This window comes from Prevotella sp. LMAG:51, assembly GCF_008680225.1.
GTDB lineage: Bacteria > Bacteroidota > Bacteroidia > Bacteroidales > Bacteroidaceae > Prevotella > Prevotella pectinovora.
Map to the genome: position 1 here is coordinate 156,825 of NZ_NALQ01000004.1, position 22,048 is coordinate 178,872.

The window sequence follows — 22,048 nt, forward strand, 5'->3', positions numbered from 1 at the left end:
GTTTCTACTCTTCTGTCTTGCCAGCCTTGCGTCTTCTGTATTCTCTATATACGAGCAGCAGGAGGATTACGACGAGCAGTGAATATCCTATATAGGCAATGGTCTCTGTGGTAGTCACCGTGGCTGGCTTGAAGGTGAGCACCACCCTGTGTTTGCCCGGTTTCACGTTGATGGCACGCAGGATATAGTTCACCCGTCCCATCTCTACCGGCTGTCCGTCAACGGTGGCTGTCCAGCCCGGATAGTACACCTCTGAGAACACCACTACTCCACCCTTGTCGGAGTTCACGTCGTAGGTCAGCTCGTTTGGCTGGTATGAGGTGATGGTGACGAGCGAGTTGCCGTCCTGCTTCGTGGCGTTGCCTATCTGCCGTGCGAATTTCTTGTCTGCCACAGCCTCGTGGCGCAGGTCTATCTTCGCCATAAGATCCATCTCCTGGTTGGCATTGTCTACGAAGCTTACCTTATCCACAAACCATGCCACTCCATAGGCATAGGGGTTCATGATAGGCACTGTCTGTCCGCCGTTGAGCGGCATCACGAAATATTTGGCGTTTAGCATGCTTATCACAGGATAGATGCTGTCGCCGTTCACCTTTGTCATGTCTCCGCCGGCCTCAACGATTGCCGTCATAGCCTTCTGCATCTGCGGCTGGATATAGCGCTCTATCATCTCCTGATAGCGGCGTAGCTTGGCCGGATGGTATCCGCCGAGGCTCTTGTGGAAGTATGACGTCTCGTTCTCGCTGAAGGTATTCGACGCGAAGTTGAGCACGCGGTAGTTGCCACACTCGGTCTTGTCCTGTAGTATCTGCTTGTCGGTAGCCGTCATCTGGATAGGATTCTCGCGCACGCTCTTCTCCACGAACATTCCGTCGTTGAGATAGCGTTTGTCTATCTGCCACATGTCAACAAGACAGAGCACGCAGATGAGTCCTACCATGGCTTTGGCATTGAGTTTCCTGTATATGAAAGCCATGAGGAAGGCGCTGCCGATGAGTATGATGAAGAACGAGCGCCAGCAGTCTGCCGTAAACACGGCGATGCGCATCTGGCGAAGGTTGGCGAGCAGCGGATTGAGATATTCCTGAGGTATCTGCGAGAGAGCGCGCATCTCGTTCTGCGACACGAAGTCGGAGAAGAATGCCGTAGGCATCAATGCAAAGGCGAGGGCAATTCCTGCCGTCATGAGGAAGCTGATGAGGATATAGTCGCGCTTTTTGCGGGCGAAGACTGACAGCCACGACACGAATATCGTAACCGGCAGCTTGTCGCGCATGGTGAGTTTCTCCTGCAACACTTCCGGGTGTTCTATTAATTCCTTCAGGGCGAGCATGGCGAGGAGCGGGATGGTGAACTCGGCGATGACGAGTATCGACGCCACGGTGCGGAACTTGGCATACATCGGCATATAGTCGATGAAGAAATCTGTCAGTCCCATGAAGTTATGTCCCCACGATAGCATCACGGAAAGATAGGTGGCTGCCACGAGCGCCCACTTTATAGGTCCCTTCACTATCAGGGCTCCAAGGAAGAAGAGCATCAGCACGAAGGCTCCCACATACACCGGCCCGCTGGTCATTGGCTGGTCGCCCCAGTATTGTCCGAGCTGCTGGTATACCTCCATGAACTGCGGGTCTGCCTTCTGCATCGCCGTCTCGCTCTGCGCCAATGGCACCGAGGCTCCTCCCTTGGTGTTTGGCACGAGCAGCGTCCATGTCTCGTCCACTCCGTAGCTCCACTGCGTGATGTAGTCGCGCTCCAGTCCGCTGTCGGTCTGGTTGGCTGAGCGCTGCTTCACGAGCTCGCTCTTGCCTCTCATCGACTCCTTGCTGTATTCCCAGGTGTGGTAGAGGTTGCTGAGGTTGATGCTCACTCCGATGAGGGCTCCGAGGGCACACACTCCGGTGGCTTTCAGGAAGTGTGCCATCTGCTTCTTGCGGATGGCGTCAACGAGGTATGCCACTACCATGAAGAAGATGATGAAGAGATAATAGTATGTCATCTGCACGTGGTTGGCAAATATCTCAAATGCCGTGAAGAGTGCCGTGACGAAGAGTCCCCAGAGGTATTTTCCTCTGTATGCCAGCACAATACCTCCTATCATAGGCGGCAGATATGCCAGTGCCATCACCTTCCAGATATGTCCGGCAGCGATGATGATGAGGAAATAGCTGGAGAATGCCCACACCACGGAACCGAGCGCTGCAAGATAGTTCTTGAAGTTGAACGCCCTGAGCATGATATAGAATCCGAGCAGGTAGACGAAAAGATACCACACGTTTTCGGGCAGTCCCAAATGATACACGTCTACGATGTCGGTGAGCGTGGTGAGACTCTTGTATGCCGGCGAAATCTGATATGTCGGCATACCGCAGAATCCGGATCCCGTCCAGCGAGTGATGTCGCCGTCGGTGCGGTCACGATATTCCTGTGCTTCATGTCCGAGTCCTACTCCGGCTTGGGAGTCGTGGCGGAAGAGCACCTTGCCGTCGATGTCGGCAGGAAAGAAATAGGCGAAAGAAATCACTGCAAAGAGCAGCACTGCCAGCACGTCCGGCAGATATTGTTTCCAGTTTTTCATTATAGCTATAAATTGTTTATTGTCTTCTTTTCGTTTGCAAATTTAGACAAAACAAATGAATTACAGGTATCGGGAAATGGAAAGTTGAACTTTGCATTGCAAAATTATATATTATGATTACCAGTTGGCGGAATTAATTTAAGTTGGTCGATATGAGCAAAAGTTGCCCATATCGCTGATTCTTAGTAAAAACGAGAATTTCTGAAAAACTGTCAGATTGTCTGGTTTTTTATCGTAATATTCTGGCAATCAGACAGTTGACTGCCAGGCAATTGTCAGCCTATTGTCTGGATGGTTTGCTGATGAAAAGAGAATTGTCAGATGAAAAGAATTATCAGATGAAAGGAATTCAGACGACAGGAATTGTATGCGTTGGCAGAATCCTGAAAACAGGAATATGGGTGTTACAACATTAGCTTATTGGGCAGACGCCTTACAGCAAATCTGCCCAACAGGGGCAAGCACGTTGCCCATGATGGGCAAGCACGTTGCCCCACTTGGGCAAGCAGCGTGCCCATTTTAACCCAAATCGGTTATTAGGGCTTGCTTGGATTTTGTTATTTTAGAAGAGTGGATTTTGTTTGGCTTTTAATGAGTAATAGCGAGCTATTGCGAATTAAAAACAAGCAAAAGACACCTTATAAAAAACAAAAGACTGCAAGCAGTTATTAAAATTACACTTTAAACGTCCTAATGACCGATTTGGGTTTAACACAAACTGACATTAGGATTAAGTATGCACTAATCTAATTCCGCCAACGGGCTATGATTACCTTTAAATAATAAGCTAAGCGGCATCTCGGGATAAGAAATGAAGGAATTCATTTCGTTCTCCACTCGATTTGCATTACCTTTAAATAAGGTAAGCGGCATCTCGGGATAAGAAATGAAGGAATTCATTTCGTTCTCCACTCGATTTGCATTACCTTTGCAAAAAGATTAAAAAGAAAACAGAATATGAAAATAGGAATTATCGTCGCCATGGACAAGGAGTTCGTACAGCTGAAGACTCTACTGAGCGACACCACGGTGGAAAGGTTCCACCACAAAGACTTCGTGACCGGACGCATCGGAGACAAAGAGATCATTCTACAGAAATGCGGCATAGGAAAGGTGAACAGTACTATCGGAGCGGTGGAGATGATTGACCGCTACGCTCCCGACCTCGTGATTTCTACCGGCGTGGCTGGTGGTGCCGACGTGGAAATGAACGTCACCGACGTGGTGGTGGGCACAGAATATGTATACCACGACGCTTACTGTGGCGACGAATGCGAATACGGACAGATTATCGGCATGCCGGCAAAATTCCAGGCTCCCAAGGAACTCGTAGAGAAAGCACTGGCTGCTGGCGGCGACACTCCAGTGCATGGCGGACTGATAGTGAGTGGAGAATGGTTCGTTGACAGCAAGGAGAAGATGGGTGGCATCTTGGAGCATTTCCCGAATGCAAAGGCTGTGGACATGGAGAGCTGCTCGATAGCACAGACATGCCACATATACCACGTGCCGTTCATCAGCTTCAGAATCATCAGCGACATACCGCTGAAGGACAACAAGGCTTCGCAGTATTTCGATTTCTGGGCGCGCCTCGCCGAGGGATCGTTCAACGTGACAAAGCATTTCCTGCAGAGCATCTGACAATCTGAATATATTCGTAAGGAGGATTGCCGCTATGACGGTGCCCCCTGACAAAAGCAGAACTGAATATCCACAACAAAAAAATACAGTAAGCACTATGAAGAAGATTCCAAGTTTCACCATCAATCACGAACTGTTGCTGCCGGGCATCTACGTATCTCGCAAAGACGAGGTGGGCGGCGAAGTGGTAACGACATTCGACATTCGCATGAAGGCGCCTAACCGCGAACCGGCTCTACACGCCGGAGCGCTGCACACCATAGAGCATCTGGCAGCCACATATCTGCGCAACGACGAGGAGTGGAAAGACCGCATCATATATTGGGGACCGATGGGATGCCTCACCGGAAACTACCTGCTCATCCGCGGCGACTACGAATCGAAGGATATCGTGGAACTGATGAAACGCACGTTCCAGTTTGTTGCCGGATTCGAAGGTGACATACCTGGCGCTGCTCCTAAAGACTGCGGCAACTGGCTACTGCACGACCTGCCAATGGCACGCTGGGAATCGGAGAAATATCTCGAAACACTACGCAATATTAAGGAAGAGAACCTGGTGTATCCGCAGAACTAAACTGCTGCGGACACAAGGGAACGGCAAACCTGTGAGAACGCTATACGCTCTGCCAATCACATTCAGACTCTAACAAGCTCCCCCTTTCATAGTATATCCCCAAATCAGTCATAAGGGCTGACACTTCACTAACGAGGTGTCAGCCCTTTGTTTTTATCCTAATGACCGATCAGGGTTAATTACTCCACCCGCTTCATCTCTCTCCTCCACAGCAGGGTCTGGGCAATGCCTCTCATCGCCATATAGGCGAGGAAGGCAATCCAGAGGGCGTGGTTGGCAAGGGAGGAACGCAGGGAATAATACACCGTGAAGAACGTGGCTGCCGAGAAGAACATCGAGAGGAGCATGCCGCGGGTCTTGGTGCAGCCGATGAAGACTCCGTCCCAGATGAATGCCGCCATTCCCAAAAGCGGTACCAACGATGCCCAGAATGAATATCCATGGGCTGCTGCCACCACAGTATGGTCGTCGGTGAGGAGCGACAGGAACGCGTCGCCTCCTATTATATATAATAAGGTGAATATCACGGTCATCGCAGCTCCCCACCCGAAGAGGTTGCGCACAGACTGCTGCAGTCCCGATCTGTTACCGGCACCGTAGTATTTGCCGCTTATCGCCTCGCCGGCATAGGCGAAACCGTCCATGAAATATGAGAATATCATATAAAACTGCATCAGCAGCGTGTTGACGGCAAGCACCGTCTCGCCCTGCCATGACCCGGCGGAGGTAAAGAAGAGCATCACGCTGATGAGACAGAGAGTGCGCAGGAAGATGTCGCGGTTTACTCCAAGGAAACCTTTCATCGAACGCCATGCAAAGAGGGCTTCTGACTGGAAATGCTTCCACAGTCTGCCATACGTCACTACCCACATCACCACCGCCATGAGGAATCCGGCATACTGAGCCACGAGGGTGCCGAGGGCTACGCCTTCCACCTTCATTCCCAATCCGAAGACAAGACCGAGACTCGCCACGATGTTGACCACATTCTGGGTTATCGCTATGACCATCGGCATTCGGGAATTCTGCATCCCGATAAACCATCCCGTGAGACTATAGAGACAGAGCATTGCCGGGGCGCCCCATATCAGAATGTCGAAATAAACTTCGGCAAACTCTCTCACTGCCGCAGAGGGCTGCATCACGCTGAGTGCCATCTGCCTCAATGGCACCTGCAGCAGTATCATCACCAACGCCACCGCCAGAGCCACTCCCACCGACCTGACAAGCAAGCGTACTGCCTCGGTGAGGTTGCGCTGTCCGAGAGCCTGTGATGTCATGCCGCTCGTTCCCATGCGGAGGAATCCGAACAGCCAATACATCACGTTGAATATCATTCCGCCCACGGCGATGGCTCCAATGTATGCCGCCGAACCGAGGTGGCCCACTATAGCCACGTCGATGAGTCCGAGCAGAGGCACGGTGATGTTGCTCACGATGGCTGGCAGGGCGATATGGAGTATCCGTCTGTTGAGGTCTGTCATCTTCTTTTTTATTATTCTGTTGTTGGGATATGTGGCAATGTATGATGGATTTGAAGAATAGAATAAATTCAACGCCCATCGTTGGTATCCATCAAAAAGAGGCGTGCCGGAAGCTCTCTTCAAACTCCTTCACGCCTCTGTATATTTGATGCTGCCTTGACCTGGATAGGTCATCGGGGTATCAGCTGCGCTTTTCCTTTATGGGAAAACGCTTTATTCCTTGTTGGAACGCTTGCGCTCCAAGTGGTCGAGCAGTATCTTGCGCATACGCATGCTCTTCGGAGTCACCTCCACGAGCTCGTCGCCCTTGATATATTCGAGAGCCTCTTCGAGAGAGAGCACCGTGCGTGGCACGATACGAGCCTTGTCGTCGGAACCGCTGGCACGCGTGTTGGTGAGCTGCTTTGCCTTGGTCACGTTCACCACGAGGTCGTTGTCGTGAACATGTTCGCCTACTACCTCTCCGCCGTATACTTCCTCACCCGGATCAATGAAGAACTTACCGCGGTCTTGCAGCTTGTCGATAGAGTAAGCATAGGCCGTACCGGTCTCCATGGCTATCATACTGCCGTTTACACGACGTGTGATTTCGCCCTTGAACGGCTGGTATTCCTTATAGCGGTGTGCCATGATGGCTTCGCCCTGTGAGGCGGTGAGCACGTTGGTACGCAGACCGATGATACCACGCGACGGGATGTCGAACTCGATGTCAACGCGGTCGCCGAGGTTCTGCATGGATGTCATCTCTCCCTTGCGGCGTGTCACCATATCAATCATCTTGCTGGCAAATTCCTCCGGCACGTTGATGGTGAGCTCCTCGACAGGTTCGCATTTCACTCCGTCTATCTCCTTGTAGATAACCTGTGGCTGGCCCACCTGCAGCTCGTAGCCCTCGCGACGCATGGTCTCGATGAGTACCGAGAGATGCAGCACTCCTCGTCCGCTGACGATCCACTTGTCGGTGGAATCCTCAAAAGGAGCCACTCTCAGGGCGAGGTTCTTCTCCAGCTCCTTCTTCAGTCTGTCGCTGATGTGACGGCTGGTAACGAACTTTCCTTCGCGGCCGAAGAACGGTGAGTCGTTGATAGTGAAGAGCATACTCATGGTAGGCTCGTCGATGGCGATTGGAGGCAGTGGCTCAGGGTTCTCGAAGTCGCAGATGGTATCTCCGATCTCGAAGTTCTCCAGACCTACCACGGCACAGATGTCGCCGCTCTTCACCTCTTCCGTCTTGGCATGTCCCATTCCCTCAAAGGTGTCGAGCTCCTTGATCTTGGTCTTCTCCATAGAACCGTCGCGGTGGGCGATGGTCACGTTCATACCGTCTTTCAGCGAACCGCGATGCACGCGGCCCACAGCGATACGGCCTGTATAGCTTGAATAGTCGAGACTGGTGATGAGCATCTGTGGTGTTCCGTCGAGCATCTTCGGAGCCGGTATCACCTCAACGATCTTGTCGAGCAGATACTCGATGTTGTCGGTTGGCTCCTTGTAGTCGGCGCTCATCCAGCCGTTCTTGGCACTTCCGTATACAACGGGGAAGTCGAGCTGGTCTTCTGTGGCATTGAGAGAGAACATCAGGTCGAACACCATCTCGTAAACCTCCTCCGGGCGACAGTTTGGCTTGTCCACCTTGTTTACCACCACGATTGGCTTGAGTCCTATCTGCAGGGCCTTCTGCAATACGAAACGTGTCTGTGGCATCGGTCCCTCGAAGGCATCGACGAGAAGCAGACATCCGTCTGCCATATTGAGCACACGCTCCACCTCACCACCGAAGTCGGAGTGTCCCGGAGTATCTATGATATTGATTTTTGTACCTTTCCAGTTAATTGAAACGTTCTTTGAGAGGATGGTGATACCACGCTCACGTTCCAAATCATTGTTATCCAACACTTGGCCGCTCAGGTCCTTTCCGTCACGGAAGAGGTTTCCGGCCAACATCATCTTGTCCACCAATGTAGTCTTACCATGGTCTACGTGGGCAATAATCGCAATGTTTCTGATATCTTGCATAATTTACCTTAATAATATGAGTGCAAAGGTAGTGTTTTTAATTTACATGACAAATAAGCGCATGCCATTTCTTTCATTTAGCAACAGATTATTAACACGACTCGTGCAATAATCAGTGTATCGGGGCGTTTATATAAAAAAGGTAAAACAAAAAAAAACAAGTTACTATGAGAAGAATATTTCTTACCGCCATATCATTGGTTATCGGCGTCGTGGCAACAATGGCCCAGCCAAAGGCAGGCACTTTCTCCATAATCCCAAGACTGGGTGTGGCCATAGCCAAGGTGACGGGCGACAAGGTGTACACCTCTCTCGCATCGGCATACGGCGATGCCACGCATTCGAATTACAAACCGGGACTGATGGCAGGTGTGGACTTTGAATACCAGTTCTGCGACATGCTGGCGGCATCCATAGGTGCGTACTACAGCAGACAGGGCGAAAGATTCGACGATGTAAAGGAGGCACACGACATGTCGACCAAGCAATGGAACGAAGTGAGAGACTGGAAACAACACCACGACTATGTGAATGTGCCGCTGATGGCAAGTGCATACGTGGCAGACAACCTCGCACTGAAAGTAGGCGTGCAGGTGGGATTCAACGTGGACGGAAAGATGGAATACACCGAGGCGAGCTTCGTGCGCGACCAGGCAGGCGTGGGCTCTACGGAGAGCGTGAAGAAGATAAAGGGTGACGTGAAACTGAAGAAAGTGGATTTTGCCATTCCCGTGGGCATATCATACGAATACATGAACGTGATTCTCGATGCGCGCTACAATATCGGACTGACAAAGGTCTACGACAACATAGATGGCAAGAACTCCGTGTTTACGTTCAGTGCCGGATACAGATTCTCTCTGTAAAAAACGACAGGCGGCAAACGGCAGAATCCGCAAGCCATGGCGCAATACGTACGCATCAGTGACCAAAATGTAAAAGAATATTAAAATATCAAGATATTCAAGGCCTCTTGCTTTGTAAACAAAATAATATTCTTACCTTTGCACCCGCTTTATGCAAATATAAATAACAATTTTAACAAAATCAAAACAATGTATTTAGATCAAGCTAAAAAACAAGAGATCTTTGGACAGTACGGAAAGTCTAACTCTGATACTGGTTCAGCTGAGAGCCAGATAGCATTGTTCTCATACCGTATTTCCCACTTGACGGAGCACCTGAAGAAAAACCGTAAAGATCATACTACCGCAAGGTCTCTGACCAAATTGGTAGGTAAGCGTCGTGCATTGCTCGATTATCTCTACGACCGCGACATTGAGCGCTATCGTACTATAATCAAGGCTCTCGGTCTGCGTCGATAATCATCGCGCTGCTGAATGCACAAAAAAGGACTAATCCCGATCGGCAACATGCCTGTCGGGATTTTTTGTTGCCACTACATAACATTTGCTGTCGTCGCCATAGCGCTTTATGATGAACAGAAAACACAAAAATATACATTTATATAGCATTTTTCATACTAAAAGTTATGGAATTAGAAAAAAAAGATTAACTTTGCACCATATATCACAATTTAAAGGAGGAAACGGCAGTTTTATTCACAAAAATATAGAAATAACGAATTAGATTTATTAATACGGTTATGAAAAAGTTCTTAATTATGCTGGCTATAGCCGGCGTTTCCCTGACCTCAATGGCACAGGAAACAGAAACTACAACAGAAAAGTATAGCGTAGCAACTAACTCTTTCTGGAGTAATTGGTTCGTACAGGGGGGAGTGCAGTGGACTGCGTTCTATTCTTCACTCGAGCATGGTTTCGACACATCAAACAACCCTCTCAAGAGTTTCCGCTCTAACCCACAGGCTTCTGTAGCTATCGGTAAGTGGTTCACTCCTGGTCTCGGACTCCGCACAAAGGTGTCTGGTATCTGGGGTAAGGCAAATGGCGACAGCTTCAAATACTGGAACGCACAGGAGCAGGTGCTCTTCAACCTGAGCAACATGTTCTGCGGCTACAACCCTAAGCGTGTTTACAACTGTATTCCATTCGCTGGTGCAGGCTTCGCACGCAACATGAGCTCTGACATGTATGCAATGGGTATGAGCATCGGTTTGCTCAACGAGTTCAACATCAACAAGCGCGTTGCCATCAACCTCGAGTTGGGTTGGAACCGTCTGGAGAACGACTTCTACTCAGAGGGACACGCAAACAACGGTCCTCGCGGATGGGATTCTCACGACAACTACCTCTATGCTGAGCTCGGTCTCACTCTCAACATCGGCAAGACCGGTTGGGCTAAGGTGCCAGATGTTGACGCTATCAAGGCTCTCTCTCAGTCACAGATCGACGCTCTCAACGCTCAGCTCGCTGACTCTAAGTCAGAGAACGAACGTCTGAAGGCTATGCTGAACGAGAAACCAAAGGAGGTTGCAATGCCTGAGTCTATCAAGCAGTTCATCACTACTCCGGTATCTGTATTCTTCAACATCGGCAAGACAGACGTTGCCAATCCTAAGGACCTCGTCAACGTTGAGGCTCTTGCTAAGTACGCCAAGACTAACAACTCTAAGATCATGGTTACAGGTTTCGCCGACAGCGCAACAGGTACTCCTCAGATCAACCAGAAGCTCTCTGTTAAGCGTGCTGAAATCGTTAAGGGCGAGCTTATCAAGATGGGTGTAAATGCAGACAACATCTCAACTCAGGCTCACGGTGGTGTAGAAACACTCTCACCAATCTCATTCAACCGTCGTGCAACAGTTCAGATCACAGAGCAGTAATCTGCTCGTCTGAAAATCATAAATTAACAGGAAGCCTTCCGTCTCATCGCAGACGGGAGGCTTCTTTCGTTTTTTATAACTACTGCCACGCCTACAACCGAAAGGAGTCTGTTCTTATGGTGCTTTTTGCATCTCCTTTACTAACGTTCATTCCATGAAACATTGTGGGTACGTTTTTGGCTCTGATTATGCCCAACCGGGGCAAGCAGCATGCCCCACTTGGGTAAGCAGCGTTCACAACCGGGGCAAGCAGCGTTCCCATTTCTTGAAGTTTTTGCTATCCTTGTCAAGGATCCGACCAGCCTGTTTGGAAAACAAATACCAACCATAAAAATGTCTGCCCTTATGTAGCCCTGCAATAGGTTTTCCGGAGAGCAATAAAAATAAATCTGATGCAGATTACCGAACTTTTTGAGTACGAATAATCCAAGATACGACACGTTCAATCCAAAATACATACAAACGGAACATTTACCATTTTTTTTGTATTGTTAATTTTCGTACATTTGTAGATGTGAAAAAGAAATGTGCAAGACAGTTGTACTGCACAGAAAAATTAATCTAACGAGAGTTCATTTAAAACAAATAGCTTATGTCTCAGAACAGAACAGTAATCCAAGGTCTCGAACCAGACAACGGACAGGGTGGAAACAACATGAACAGCGGACTTGGCAACAGCTTCTATTCCAGAAGCGGACGCCAGGCAGCAAGAGGCACCGTGGTGCCGGGAATGATGGGCAACGAAACACAGCAGCCAGGCAACAACGCCGGAGAACAGCCACAACAAAGACAGCGCACCATACAGCCAGGAAAACCGGTTGTAGGATTCCTGTACTCTGTTTCCAGAACAGCTGCAGGAGAGTTCTGGCCTCTGCAGATTGGCCGCAACACTATCGGACAAAGCGCAGACTGCGACATACAGCTCGCCGAAGGCACCGTGTCGGGCAACCATGCCGTAATCGTGGTGAGACAGCAGGAGGGCAAAGGCGTGATAGCTTCTATCAAAGACCCGGAATCCACCAACGGAACAAGACTCAACGGAACACAGCTCGGATTCGACGCTGAAGCCTGCCACAACGGCGACATCATAACAATAGGCAACAACTACGAACTGCTGCTCATCCTCATCGATGCAGAGAAGGCAAACCTGAGAGTGAACCCTAACTTCATCGCCGTGGCAACGGAGGAGGACAGCGACGAATTCGGTGACGTGCCGCCATTCCGCAACGGACAGACACGCACCGAAGCCTACGACCCATACGGCAACAGCGGATACAAACCTACAAACGGCACTGTAGGAATGGACGGATCTATCGATCCTAACCACGGCGGAACAATCTCCATGTGATGCAACCTAAGAAGACCGTATTAAAACGTGGTGCATACATATACCTCTTTGCCGAAGGGGTGTGGTACTGCTATAACCCGGCAGAGATGCCATTGGGCAGCGGCGCTATGGGCGACGTGTATCTTGGCTTCAGATGCGACGACGGAGTGAAGGTGGCGATAAAGAGAGTGAAAGACTATTTCGCCAACAACCCCATGATAAGGCAAAGGGCACGTCAGGAGGCTTCACTCGCCTTCAGACACCCTAACCTCGTGGAGATGCTCGGATACTGCGAATATGCCCCCGACCGCGGACCCATCTGGATTATAAGCAAATATGTGCAGGGAGACGACGCTGACAAATATGTAGCGGCATTCCCCAACACTCACAACCGCGCCGAGAAAATCTGCCGGCTGATAATGCCGGTGATGGACGCCCTGGCATACATACACCAGAAGGGAGTGGTACACCGCGACATAAAGCCGTCGAACATCATGGTGGAAAACGGCAACAACGTGCGTCTCATGGACCTGGGAATATCAAGAGTGAATGGCGGCAACAAGTTCTCGCAATACGGATTTATCGGCACACCGCAATATTCATCGCCCGAACAGATAAAGAGGGACGAGAGTTCGGGTGCCGAGAGCATAAACGGCCGCAGCGACATCTATGAGCTGGGCATCACGCTATACGAGCTGATAACCGGCAGCAACCCCATGGACAAGGGAAACGACACGGAGACGCTTGCGGCACAGATATCCGAGAAGCTGCCGCCCAGCGACAAGATACCGCCGCAGCTCATGCGGGTGATATGGAAAGCAACAGAGAAGGACCAGATTAAGAGGTTCCAGACAGTGAAAGAATTCAAGCAAGCAATAACGATGGCTCTCACCTACCAGCCTACAACGATGGAAAAGACAATGGAATGGGCAAAGCGGAACAAGGCTCTTGCCGCGATAATGGTCTTCCTCGCCATCTGCGCTATGGCAATGGTCATCGTTTTACCGTTCATCATAAATCAACAATAATGGATCTGCAGAAGATATATTCAGACAGCTCTGCCGACGTCATCGCATTTGCTGAAAGCCGCATCGGAGGAAGACGCGAAAACCAGGACTCGTTCGGATGGAACGACACGAGGCTGGGATACCTCGTCACCGTTTGCGACGGCATGGGAGGCGGACCGGGCGGAAAGACTGCATCCACGATTGCCGTGAAGGAAATCGTAGACTCCATAACGGATGCCTCGGAGAAAGACGACCCGAAGACAGTGGTTGCCGATGCCGTGAGAAGAGCCAACGACGCCATTATAGAGGCCGGCAAGCAGACGCCACAACTCAAGGGAATGGGCTCCACGGCGACGGTGCTCCTAATCGGCAAGCAGTCGGCAATCGTGGCTCATGTGGGCGACAGCCGCATATACCAGCTGAGGAGAGGAAGGAAGGTGTTCCGCACATTCGACCACTCCATGGTGTTCGAGATGGTGAAGCAGAAAGTGATAACAGAGGAGCAGGCACGCCTCTCTGCACAGTCTAACATCATAACGAGGGCTCTCGGCGCCGCCGAAACGGTGGATGTTGAAATTGCCGAGGTGGCGTATGAGAAGGGCGACCGCTTCATGCTCTGCTCCGACGGCATACACGGCACGATGCCTGAGAAGGAACTGTTGAAGCTGGTGTCGAAAAGAAGCGTAAGCCTTGCCACCGTGACCGACGACATCGCCACCCACGTGGACAATCTGGGACACAACGCCGGAGGCGGACACGACAACCTTACGCTTGCCCTCGTAGAAACAAGAAAGTACTCTAAACTAACTCCAAAGATGACCAAAGCAGCAAGAATAATCATCGCCGTAATGCTCGTGGGACTCACGGCAAGCATCATGACAAACGTGATGCAATATCGCACCGCCAATGCGGCAACCAAGGCAACCGCCGACAGCATTGCATTATACAAAGACTCCGTGAAGAAAAGCCAGGCCGCAGTGGCTACCCTCACCGACTCCATCAAGAAAATAACTAAAAACAAATAATTCTGACTATGAAAGTATATTCTATTGGAAGAGAGACAGGATGCGACATCGTTATCAACGACAGCACCGATGTCATAAGCCGCCGACACGCCATCCTCAACGTCACGTCGATGGGAAAGATGACGATTGTTGACCAGAGCCATAACGGCACCTATGTCAACGGCATCAGGATAGCGCCCAATGTGCCGGTGCCGGTAACACGCAAAGACAGCGTATCGTTCGCCCACGTGGCACGCCTCGACTGGAACCGCGTGCCAAAGAGCGGCGAGGCAATAAAGTATGCCATCATAGCAGTAGTGGCGCTTGCAGTCATTGCCATAGCCGGATTCGGCATCAAGGCGGCAATGGGAGGCGGCAACTCTGCCGGAACGCAGGAGAAACCTGCTGCCGTGGCTGACACCACGAAGACCCAGAAAGACGAGGACAAGCAGAAGGAAGAGAAAGCCGAAAGCAAGGACGACAACAAGAAGGACGAGCAGAAGGCTGACAAGAAACAGACAAAGAAGGACAACAAGCAACAGGCAAAAGACGACAAGCAGCAGAAGAAAAACGACTCAAAGGCTGCCGACGCCGCAAAGAAGGACAAGCAGCAGAAAAAGAACGACACTCCGAGTGAAGACAACGACAAGAAGTCTGCCGGACTGAGAATCTGATGCCAGGCAACTGTCAATAGTATACATATTATTATATAATCAATAAAAAGAACGCTACACTATGAGAATATTGAAAATAGGACGCGACGCAAGTTGTGATATCGTCATACAGAGCCCGATGGTAAGCTCGGTACACGCTGAACTGACACTGCTCGACAGCGGTGACATGATGATAGAAGACAGAGGCAGCCACAACGGCACCTTCGTGATGGGACAGCAGATAAAGCCGGGCACACCGGCAAAGGTGACACGTGGCGACAAGATAACGTTCGGCAACGTGGACCTGCAGTGGAACCAGGTGCCGATGCCTGAGGACAACTCGGCATACAAGGGCATCTACGGCATCGGAAGCCATTTCAACAACGACATACAGGTGACGGGAGCCACGGTGAGCCGCTATCACGCCACAGTGAAACAGGGACGCGACGGAAAGTTCTATATCTTCGACCACAGCAAGAACGGAACGACCGTTGACGGTGTGCGCATACCGAAAGACACGCCATACCGCATCAAGAAGAAGAGCGCCGTGGTCTGCGGCGGAGTGCCGGTGAACCTCGCCACACAGTTGCCATGGCCAAGCGAGTCGTGGAAATATATCGTGGGAGCAGTGGCAGGACTGGTAGTCCTCGTCGGAGTAGGATTCGGACTGATGAAACTCATCGGTGGCGGATTCGGCGGAGGCAAGGAGTATAGCGACGAAGAGCTGTATGCACGCTACAACACTTCCATAGCCATGATAATCGGAAACAACCACCTGGAGGTGACATGCGGCGACCTCGACCTTGCTGCGTCGGCCGGAATACCGACAAAATGGGTTCCCATCAGCAGAGCCACTTCCATCTCGCAGGAAGAGATAAACAGCATCAACTACAAGTCGTGGGCAAACAAGGCCGTAGTACTCGTCACTGCAAACTACTACTTCGTGGGTGCTGAGGACATATCCGCCATACAGGAGTACATCCTCAACCGCACAAGTTTCGCCACGGGATTCTTCGTGTCGCAGGACGGACAGCTCGTCACCAATCTGCATGTCGTGAAGCCTTGGCTCTTCGACACGTCGGTAAGCGAACTTGAAATGAAGATAAAGACACAGCTCTCGGCAATGGCTACAAACAAAGAGTTCATGAACAACATACAGATGAAGTCTGCCGACGGTCTGCAGGCATACACCACCATGGTGAAGGTAACCGGCGTGAACGATGGCATCAGCATCATCCCACAGGCCAAGTATTTCTCAGTGGAGAACCTCATCCGATGCAGAGTGCTCTCTGCCGGCGACGACACGAATGTGGACGTGGCTCTCATACAGTCTGACAAGGGTGAACTGCCTCACGGCAGCACATTCATCAACCTGAAGGACTCTATGGACGTGAACGACAACGACCTCACCGTAGGCACACACATCTACACCATCGGTTTCCCATTCGGAATCAGTCTTCAGAAGACCGACTCTGAAAAAGGCATACAGGTGCTGGCACGTGGCGGAAGCATCACACAGATGCCTACAGAGTTCAGCTTCGGATTCGACGCCGCATCCTTCGGAGGTGCCAGCGGATCTCCTATCTTCAACAAGAAGGGAATGCTCGTGGGAGTGCTCAACTCCGGAGTATCGGTATCCCAGGGCTTCAACTATGGCATAAAGGCGAAATTCGTGAAGGAGCTCGTGGAGAACCCTCACGTGGTGAAATAGGCCCCTAACGGTAATTCGGCTGTTATAATACTGGCTCTGGCAGTAGACAAGTAGACAAGATACGAGTAAACAAGGAGGAAACTATAAAGATGACAAACATGAAGAAGATAATAATGTCGATAATGATGACGGCGATATGCACAATCGCATCTGCCGCCATCACACAGAAGATATACCTCAAGAACGGTTCGGTGCTCAGCGGCTTCATTGCCCATCAGGAAAAGGACGGATACATGGAGGTGAGCACCGACGAGGCAATCATCTGCATCAGCGCTTCTGACATCACGGTGAAGGAAGTGACACGAAAGGAAAGCCAGCTCGACAAGGCATGGCGCAAATGGGCAAAAGACAATGATGCGCTCATGGGCTACGGCAACGACAAGTCTTTCACTCTCTGCAACATCTCTGCCGGAGTGGATGTCAACGACTCGATAGCCAGCGAACCGGACGAACTCGACTTCGAGGAGCGTCTGGCTGAGGATGGCAAGACATTCAACAACGTGCGCATCCTGGAACGTGGCATGAAGGTAAGATTCCTGCAGCTCGCTCCCGACAGCTATATTCTGAGATGGGACGAGATAGACCGCATAGAGGGTGTGCGCAGCGCAAAGAATGCTCTCTCGGGACTCAAGCGCACTTACATGCTGAAGTCGGGCAGAACGGTAGAAGGTGAATATGCCGGTGAATCATTCGAGACGGTAAGCGTGTTCAAAAGCGACGGTACGGTGGAGACAATGCCCTTCGGCGACATCAAGACACTGAAGATTTCTGCCGTCAACCCCAACCAGGACATCTCCGAACAGAGTCCGCTGCGCGATGTGGTGACACTGACCAACAACCGCACGAGACGCGGAATCATCGTGGAGCAGTATAACGGAGGACCGGCAAGCGCCAACTACATCAAGATGCGCAACTCGAATGGTGTGGAAGAGAAGATCATGACCAGCAACATCGAGTCTATCGGCAAGGAGAAGAACACGGCTTACAATCCTCTGTTCGACATCCTCCTGAAGCCGGGCGAAGTGATGGTAAACAGGGAAAAGGCTGAATTCGTGAAGGTCACGGAAAAGGACGATGCCCTCGTTCTCGACTCGATACCGGAAAAAGTCGTCAGACTGAAGTCTAAAAGTGGCATGGCGACATTCGACGTGGAATACAACGGTGACGTGAAAGCCGAAATGTTCCAGGTGGTGACGCTGACAAAGAAAACCGTCAAGAAGGTTGATGTATACAGCTTCACCTACAAAGACCTCGCACGCTCCACATTCCAGCCCAAGAAAGAAGAAACAAGCATGAACGGCACGAAGAAAGTGACATTCAGCGTTCCTGCAAATGCTGTCTTCGCCATATACTATTCCGCTTCAAACCGAGCCATACCTATCAAAACTGAATAACAGACATATCCCGGCGGCAATAAATGACTCTATTGTCCGTAATGGATACTGAGTGAGAAGCGAACAGTAACCAGTGCCTATAGCCGTATGTCGCCCCAAAGGCGGCATCCGGCTAATGCTGGTTAAAAAGAACTCTCCATTAAACGGTTTGATGACCGTTGAGGTAAAAAGGTCTGATGACCACTTTGGGGCAATGCTCCGACAACTAAAGTAACGAAGAAAAAAGCTAAAAACAAAGAACCGATGTTCCCTATATTCTCCAAGACAATCAGCCTACACGGAGCTGCCAACTCCATGCAGGGCGGACGAAAAGAAAACCAAGACGACCTGGGATTCATAGACACGCCGCTTGGCTTCCTCTTCGTGGTCTGCGACGGAATGGGTGGCGGACCGGGAGGCAAGACCGCCTCTGCGATAGCCAAACAGGAGATTGCCAGACATCTGAACTCCTGCAATCAGCTGACGCCACGCAAACAGGCTCTGCGCATCGCCGTGGCAAAAGCCAACGATGCCCTCAACGCCGCAATGGCAGCCAACAAGGAGCTGCGCGGCATGGGAACCACAGTGGTGGCGATACTCATCAACAGTGAATCTGCTATAGTATGCCACGCCGGCGACAGCCGCTGCTACAGGATGCACGGCAGACTGATGCTCTTCCGCACGCAAGACCATTCGCTCGTGGAGAACTGGTGAGAAAGAAGGTGATGACGGAAGAGGAGGCTCGCGTCTCTCCCCAATCCAACGTGATATCCAAAAGTCTCGGAAGCAAGACCGACCACAACCCTGATATCGAAGAGATGGGATATCGCAGGGGCGACCGGTTCATCCTCTGCACTGATGGCGTGTGGGGAAGCATGCCGCACAAGAAGCTGCTGAAATTCTTCGCCGCCAAGGGACAGACAACAAATGTGGTGGGAAGCATATCGAGCGAAGTGGACAGACTGGGATTCGCCAAGGGCGGACACCACGGACAACCACACCATCGCAATAATAGAGATGGACTGGCAACTCCAAGCTCCACGACAAGTGGTATAAGATGATGCTGACAGCAATCTGCGGCATTGCTGCCCGGCGGCCTTCATCATCGGAATATGCCTCTACAGCGGCAGTGCCGGCAATGACACGGCAAGCATCCGGCAACACGCCACAGGAATCCGGAAAAGCTCTTCACATCGGCAACGGACCGGCTGCTACACCTTCCCAGACGGATGGCAAAATCACGGAAAACCTATCGGACAAGAATCTCCTGAAGGATGTCAACGACACCACAAAGAAGAAGGACGAAGCCGCTGACGGAGACAACAAGGGAAATGCCTCTACAGCGGACAACAAGAAGGCAGATGCCGACAAGAAGGCTGATACAGAAAGAAAAGCTAACGTCGACAAGAATGCCGACTCCGGCAAGCATCCTGCCTGCCGACAAGAACGGCAGCAAGGATAACAAGGATGCCGGAAAGGGAAAGAAGACCGTTGCCTATGGCGACCCTGCCAAATTCAAGACATCTGTCAACCAGGCCCTGACGGCACTCGACAACATGTTGGGATATCACAATGGCAATGAGAAAAGACCAAGGAGCAGAAGGGACTTCATGCTGACAAGGTGATAAAGGCAATTCAGAACTTAAAGGCTCTATGCGGCAAACAACGGGAACCGGAGGTTAACGGTGTTCTCGCCTATGCCAAGAAGAACAAGACCGCGATGGCTGAAGTGTCGAAGGGCAGCAAGTCATACGGATCGAGCCCTAAAGCCCAGGGCATAATAAAAAAGATAAAGGAGAAATTGGAGAAGATAAAGAATAACCACGAAATAAATGCGGGCGGCAGGTTAACGCAACGCCTTGCCGACGACAGGAACAGATAATCAACAGAACATTAATAAAGAAACAAAACATAGGATTATGGCAATAATAAAACTTCAAGGTGAAGCTGAAAAGCGAAAACCACATTTGTTTATCAGTTTAATTCTGAAGAACCGCCTATCGGTGAAGGCGGAATGGGAAAAGTATTCAAGGGAGTCTGCGTCGACGAGCGTACGGGAGTGTCACGCCAGTAGCCATCAAATTCATGTTCGACGACCTGCCGGCAAATGCCTACGAGAGAGCAAGGCGTGAGGCTGAGATACAGCTGCGCAACGACAACCTCGTGGAGATGCTCGGATTCATAGAGATTAGCGATCGCAACAACGTGGGCGAGGTGGTGACACACTATCATGTGTCAGCGAACTGCTCCCGGTGCCGGTGTTCGCTGTCGGTATCCTGAACGGCAAGACACAGACAGAAACGGACAGACGTGCCGTTCGCCGTGAAACTGCTCACCGACTACAAGAAGGATCCGGAGCGCTTTGCCAAAGTAGTGGTCATGAACGTGTTGTCGGGACTTATGGCGCTGCATGATGCCGGATATATACACCGCGACATCGACCCTTCGAACATCATGGTGACTACCGACGGACATATCAAGCTCATCGACTTCGGTATCGCCAAGCAGATGAATACGCTGACGACAAGCGACAAGCAGCTCACCGTCTCGCTCGGCAAGTTCATGGGGAAACCGGAATATGCCGCTCCTGAGCTGGCTCTCGGCGACATCAGCCACCAGAATCAGACAACTGACATTTATGCCGTCGGCATACTTCTGTATCAGTGTATCGTGGGACACACACCTTTCGAGGGAGCGCGCCACGAAATCCTGCACAAGCAGCTGAAGGAGAAACTGCCGCTGGGCAAGATAAAGGACAAGACACTGAAGAAAATCATTGAGACGGCATGTCAGAAAAACCAGTCGCAGCGCTTCCAGACCTGCGCCCAGATGCGTGTCGCCCTGGAATCCGGCGAAGTGGCTGGCGCGGAGCTTCAAAGAAGACAATGGTCATCATCGCCGCTGCCGGGCGTGGGCATTGCTCATCATCGGTGGTGCATTCGCCATCCACACCAACCAGAAGCAGCAGGAGGTGGAGCAGCAGCAGTTGCCATGGTGCAGAAGCAGAAAGCAGAGCAGAAGACCAAGAATATCGACGACAAGATAACGGCTGCCGACATGCTGGCGCTGAAAGGTCAGGACGGTCTAAGACGACTACGAAAAGAAGCTCATGGAAGCATATACTTCATACAAGCAACTGGCTGACATGATAGGCAGCGACAGCGACCTGCAGGCAAAGGCTACTGAAGTGCAGACCAAGATGGGCAAGTGGCAAAGGAACTGAAATCCGCCTGCCAGGAACTGTCGAAACAGATTAAGTTGGTGGAAGGCACTGAATATGAGAGCAAATACAGAGAGAGTTAATAGATTGAATGACTTCATAAACCAAAATAAGATACAATGAAAAAGATAATCAGACTATGCATCTGTCTGGCAATGCTTTTCGTTGCCATCGGAGCACATGCGCAGACTGCTGCTGACGGATTTACAGCAAGGAATGGCACTGAAGAAACAACGCACCAAGACTTCGCTTACACAGGCTATAGCAAATTTCAGAAAAGCCAAAGGACTTTACGCCACCGAGGCTGGAAAGGACAAATGCGACGCACAGATTGGCGCATGCAACTATCTCTTGAAAAGGATTAACAAGCGAAACCAAAACCGAAACCTATAACGAAGAATGATGCCCAAAAAACTGTCGTTAAGAGGTTGCACAGGTTGACAAGCACAGAACGTGGAGATAAGTCTCTCTGAGGATACCTTGACTTCAAGTCAAGGATGGAAGGCGGAGCACAGTCTGTCACCGTGACCTGCAAACTACGACGACTGGTATATCGAAGACCAACCCAATGGGTGAAGGCAGAGCAAGGCTGGCAATGACAAGATATACGTGTGAAGTGAAGACAACTTAGGCAAAGAGAAGCGCAGCGGTGTGGTTCCATCAAATGTGGCGACGTGGATGTCGATCTTGTCATCAACCAGAAGA

22 protein-coding genes are annotated in these 22,048 nt (G+C 50.8%); 19 read left to right on the forward strand and 3 right to left on the reverse strand.

The window, feature by feature from the left end; translation table 11 throughout:
• Positions 1–4: 4 nt before the first annotated feature.
• Positions 5–2,584: a YfhO family protein gene (locus CCC32_RS01775; protein ID WP_287071862.1), complete on the reverse strand. Its 2,580-nt coding sequence runs from the start codon at positions 2,582–2,584 to the stop codon at positions 5–7.
• A gap of 957 nt (positions 2,585–3,541) precedes the next feature.
• Here CCC32_RS01775 and CCC32_RS01780 point away from each other — a divergent pair.
• Together CCC32_RS01780 and CCC32_RS01785 are read left to right on the forward strand one after the other, a co-directional pair.
• Positions 3,542–4,225 carry a 5'-methylthioadenosine/adenosylhomocysteine nucleosidase gene (locus CCC32_RS01780; protein ID WP_022316099.1) on the forward strand — a complete coding sequence of 228 codons (684 nt, stop codon included), beginning with the start codon at positions 3,542–3,544 and terminating at the stop codon, positions 4,223–4,225.
• Between the two features lie 97 nt (positions 4,226–4,322).
• Entirely contained in the window at positions 4,323–4,802 is a 480-nt protein-coding gene (locus CCC32_RS01785) for an S-ribosylhomocysteine lyase (RefSeq protein WP_278841267.1), read from the forward strand.
• Between the two features lie 179 nt (positions 4,803–4,981).
• Here CCC32_RS01785 and CCC32_RS01790 read toward each other — a convergent pair whose 3' ends face one another.
• Both CCC32_RS01790 and typA read right to left on the reverse strand, forming a co-directional pair.
• Positions 4,982–6,286 carry an MATE family efflux transporter gene (locus CCC32_RS01790; RefSeq protein ID WP_287071867.1) on the reverse strand — a complete coding sequence of 435 codons (1,305 nt, stop codon included), beginning with the start codon at positions 6,284–6,286 and terminating at the stop codon, positions 4,982–4,984.
• 213 nt (positions 6,287–6,499) lie between these two features.
• Complete coding sequence (gene typA, locus CCC32_RS01795; RefSeq protein WP_042518356.1) at positions 6,500–8,302, reverse strand: translational GTPase TypA; 1,803 nt, start codon at positions 8,300–8,302, stop codon at positions 6,500–6,502.
• Between the two features lie 167 nt (positions 8,303–8,469).
• On the opposite strand from typA, the gene CCC32_RS01800 reads away from it, so the two are divergent.
• From CCC32_RS01800 to CCC32_RS01880, 17 genes are all read left to right on the forward strand, one after another.
• Complete coding sequence (locus tag CCC32_RS01800; protein WP_287071869.1) at positions 8,470–9,168, forward strand: porin family protein; 699 nt, start codon at positions 8,470–8,472, stop codon at positions 9,166–9,168.
• Positions 9,169–9,357: 189 nt separating this feature from the next.
• Positions 9,358–9,627: a 30S ribosomal protein S15 gene (rpsO, locus tag CCC32_RS01805; RefSeq protein WP_022316094.1), complete on the forward strand. Its 270-nt coding sequence runs from the start codon at positions 9,358–9,360 to the stop codon at positions 9,625–9,627.
• Between the two features lie 281 nt (positions 9,628–9,908).
• Positions 9,909–11,048 (forward strand): OmpA family protein, encoded by a 1,140-nt coding sequence (locus tag CCC32_RS01810; RefSeq protein WP_044065062.1) that lies wholly within the window; start codon positions 9,909–9,911, stop codon positions 11,046–11,048.
• 592 nt (positions 11,049–11,640) lie between these two features.
• Positions 11,641–12,396 carry an FHA domain-containing protein gene (locus CCC32_RS01815; RefSeq protein WP_022316090.1) on the forward strand — a complete coding sequence of 252 codons (756 nt, stop codon included), beginning with the start codon at positions 11,641–11,643 and terminating at the stop codon, positions 12,394–12,396.
• Positions 12,396–13,403 carry a serine/threonine-protein kinase gene (locus CCC32_RS01820; protein ID WP_287071875.1) on the forward strand — a complete coding sequence of 336 codons (1,008 nt, stop codon included), beginning with the start codon at positions 12,396–12,398 and terminating at the stop codon, positions 13,401–13,403. The genes CCC32_RS01815 and CCC32_RS01820 overlap by 1 nt, the downstream gene beginning before the upstream one ends.
• Positions 13,301–14,407: a PP2C family protein-serine/threonine phosphatase gene (locus tag CCC32_RS01825; RefSeq protein WP_287071877.1), complete on the forward strand. Its 1,107-nt coding sequence runs from the start codon at positions 13,301–13,303 to the stop codon at positions 14,405–14,407. Before CCC32_RS01820 ends, CCC32_RS01825 begins: the two co-directional genes overlap by 103 nt.
• 8 nt (positions 14,408–14,415) lie before the next feature.
• On the forward strand, positions 14,416–15,060 hold the full coding sequence (locus CCC32_RS01830) for an FHA domain-containing protein (protein ID WP_287071879.1): 645 nt from the start codon (positions 14,416–14,418) through the stop codon (positions 15,058–15,060).
• 61 nt (positions 15,061–15,121) lie between these two features.
• Positions 15,122–16,750: an FHA domain-containing protein gene (locus CCC32_RS01835; protein ID WP_022316086.1), complete on the forward strand. Its 1,629-nt coding sequence runs from the start codon at positions 15,122–15,124 to the stop codon at positions 16,748–16,750.
• Between the two features lie 98 nt (positions 16,751–16,848).
• Complete coding sequence (locus CCC32_RS01840; RefSeq protein WP_287071881.1) at positions 16,849–18,144, forward strand: hypothetical protein; 1,296 nt, start codon at positions 16,849–16,851, stop codon at positions 18,142–18,144.
• 243 nt (positions 18,145–18,387) lie between these two features.
• Positions 18,388–18,837 carry a PP2C family protein-serine/threonine phosphatase gene (locus CCC32_RS01845; RefSeq protein ID WP_287071883.1) on the forward strand — a complete coding sequence of 150 codons (450 nt, stop codon included), beginning with the start codon at positions 18,388–18,390 and terminating at the stop codon, positions 18,835–18,837.
• The gene (locus CCC32_RS01850) at positions 18,834–19,184 is read left to right on the forward strand and encodes a PP2C family protein-serine/threonine phosphatase (RefSeq protein WP_287071884.1); all 351 of its coding nucleotides are present in this window, start codon (positions 18,834–18,836) and stop codon (positions 19,182–19,184) included. The genes CCC32_RS01845 and CCC32_RS01850 overlap by 4 nt, the downstream gene beginning before the upstream one ends.
• On the forward strand, positions 19,181–19,585 hold the full coding sequence (locus CCC32_RS01855; protein ID WP_287071886.1) for a hypothetical protein: 405 nt from the start codon (positions 19,181–19,183) through the stop codon (positions 19,583–19,585). The genes CCC32_RS01850 and CCC32_RS01855 overlap by 4 nt, the downstream gene beginning before the upstream one ends.
• On the forward strand, positions 19,533–19,748 hold the full coding sequence (locus tag CCC32_RS01860) for a hypothetical protein (protein ID WP_287071888.1): 216 nt from the start codon (positions 19,533–19,535) through the stop codon (positions 19,746–19,748). Before CCC32_RS01855 ends, CCC32_RS01860 begins: the two co-directional genes overlap by 53 nt.
• Positions 19,745–20,005: a hypothetical protein gene (locus tag CCC32_RS01865; protein ID WP_287071891.1), complete on the forward strand. Its 261-nt coding sequence runs from the start codon at positions 19,745–19,747 to the stop codon at positions 20,003–20,005. The genes CCC32_RS01860 and CCC32_RS01865 overlap by 4 nt, the downstream gene beginning before the upstream one ends.
• A 203-nt stretch (positions 20,006–20,208) precedes the next feature.
• Positions 20,209–20,403, forward strand: coding sequence for a hypothetical protein (locus tag CCC32_RS01870; protein ID WP_287071894.1), 195 nt, complete (start codon positions 20,209–20,211; stop codon positions 20,401–20,403).
• A 30-nt stretch (positions 20,404–20,433) separates the two neighbouring features.
• On the forward strand, positions 20,434–21,267 hold the full coding sequence (locus CCC32_RS01875) for a serine/threonine protein kinase (RefSeq protein WP_287071897.1): 834 nt from the start codon (positions 20,434–20,436) through the stop codon (positions 21,265–21,267).
• A gap of 292 nt (positions 21,268–21,559) precedes the next feature.
• Positions 21,560–21,736 (forward strand): hypothetical protein, encoded by a 177-nt coding sequence (locus CCC32_RS01880; protein ID WP_287071899.1) that lies wholly within the window; start codon positions 21,560–21,562, stop codon positions 21,734–21,736.
• Positions 21,737–22,048: the final 312 nt, after the last annotated feature.

What these genes read in the sequence shown, in the direction of transcription:
- CCC32_RS01800 (WP_287071869.1), top strand. Translation starts at nt 8,470, where the DNA reads ATGAGAAGAATATTTCTTACCGCCATATCATTGGTTATCGGCGTCGTG.
- CCC32_RS01870 (WP_287071894.1), top strand. Translation starts at nt 20,209, where the DNA reads ATGTTCGACGACCTGCCGGCAAATGCCTACGAGAGAGCAAGGCGTGAG.
- CCC32_RS01835 (WP_022316086.1), top strand. Translation starts at nt 15,122, where the DNA reads ATGAGAATATTGAAAATAGGACGCGACGCAAGTTGTGATATCGTCATA.
- CCC32_RS01855 (WP_287071886.1), top strand. Translation starts at nt 19,181, where the DNA reads ATGATGCTGACAGCAATCTGCGGCATTGCTGCCCGGCGGCCTTCATCA.
- CCC32_RS01820 (WP_287071875.1), top strand. Translation starts at nt 12,396, where the DNA reads ATGCAACCTAAGAAGACCGTATTAAAACGTGGTGCATACATATACCTC.
- rpsO (WP_022316094.1), top strand. Translation starts at nt 9,358, where the DNA reads ATGTATTTAGATCAAGCTAAAAAACAAGAGATCTTTGGACAGTACGGA.
- typA (WP_042518356.1), bottom strand. Translation starts at nt 8,302, where the DNA reads ATGCAAGATATCAGAAACATTGCGATTATTGCCCACGTAGACCATGGT.
- CCC32_RS01845 (WP_287071883.1), top strand. Translation starts at nt 18,388, where the DNA reads ATGTTCCCTATATTCTCCAAGACAATCAGCCTACACGGAGCTGCCAAC.
- CCC32_RS01790 (WP_287071867.1), bottom strand. Translation starts at nt 6,286, where the DNA reads ATGACAGACCTCAACAGACGGATACTCCATATCGCCCTGCCAGCCATC.
- CCC32_RS01880 (WP_287071899.1), top strand. Translation starts at nt 21,560, where the DNA reads ATGGCACTGAAGAAACAACGCACCAAGACTTCGCTTACACAGGCTATA.
- CCC32_RS01825 (WP_287071877.1), top strand. Translation starts at nt 13,301, where the DNA reads ATGGGCAAAGCGGAACAAGGCTCTTGCCGCGATAATGGTCTTCCTCGC.
- CCC32_RS01860 (WP_287071888.1), top strand. Translation starts at nt 19,533, where the DNA reads ATGCCGACTCCGGCAAGCATCCTGCCTGCCGACAAGAACGGCAGCAAG.
- CCC32_RS01780 (WP_022316099.1), top strand. Translation starts at nt 3,542, where the DNA reads ATGAAAATAGGAATTATCGTCGCCATGGACAAGGAGTTCGTACAGCTG.
- CCC32_RS01815 (WP_022316090.1), top strand. Translation starts at nt 11,641, where the DNA reads ATGTCTCAGAACAGAACAGTAATCCAAGGTCTCGAACCAGACAACGGA.
- CCC32_RS01775 (WP_287071862.1), bottom strand. Translation starts at nt 2,584, where the DNA reads ATGAAAAACTGGAAACAATATCTGCCGGACGTGCTGGCAGTGCTGCTC.
- CCC32_RS01840 (WP_287071881.1), top strand. Translation starts at nt 16,849, where the DNA reads ATGAAGAAGATAATAATGTCGATAATGATGACGGCGATATGCACAATC.
- CCC32_RS01830 (WP_287071879.1), top strand. Translation starts at nt 14,416, where the DNA reads ATGAAAGTATATTCTATTGGAAGAGAGACAGGATGCGACATCGTTATC.
- CCC32_RS01810 (WP_044065062.1), top strand. Translation starts at nt 9,909, where the DNA reads ATGAAAAAGTTCTTAATTATGCTGGCTATAGCCGGCGTTTCCCTGACC.
- CCC32_RS01785 (WP_278841267.1), top strand. Translation starts at nt 4,323, where the DNA reads ATGAAGAAGATTCCAAGTTTCACCATCAATCACGAACTGTTGCTGCCG.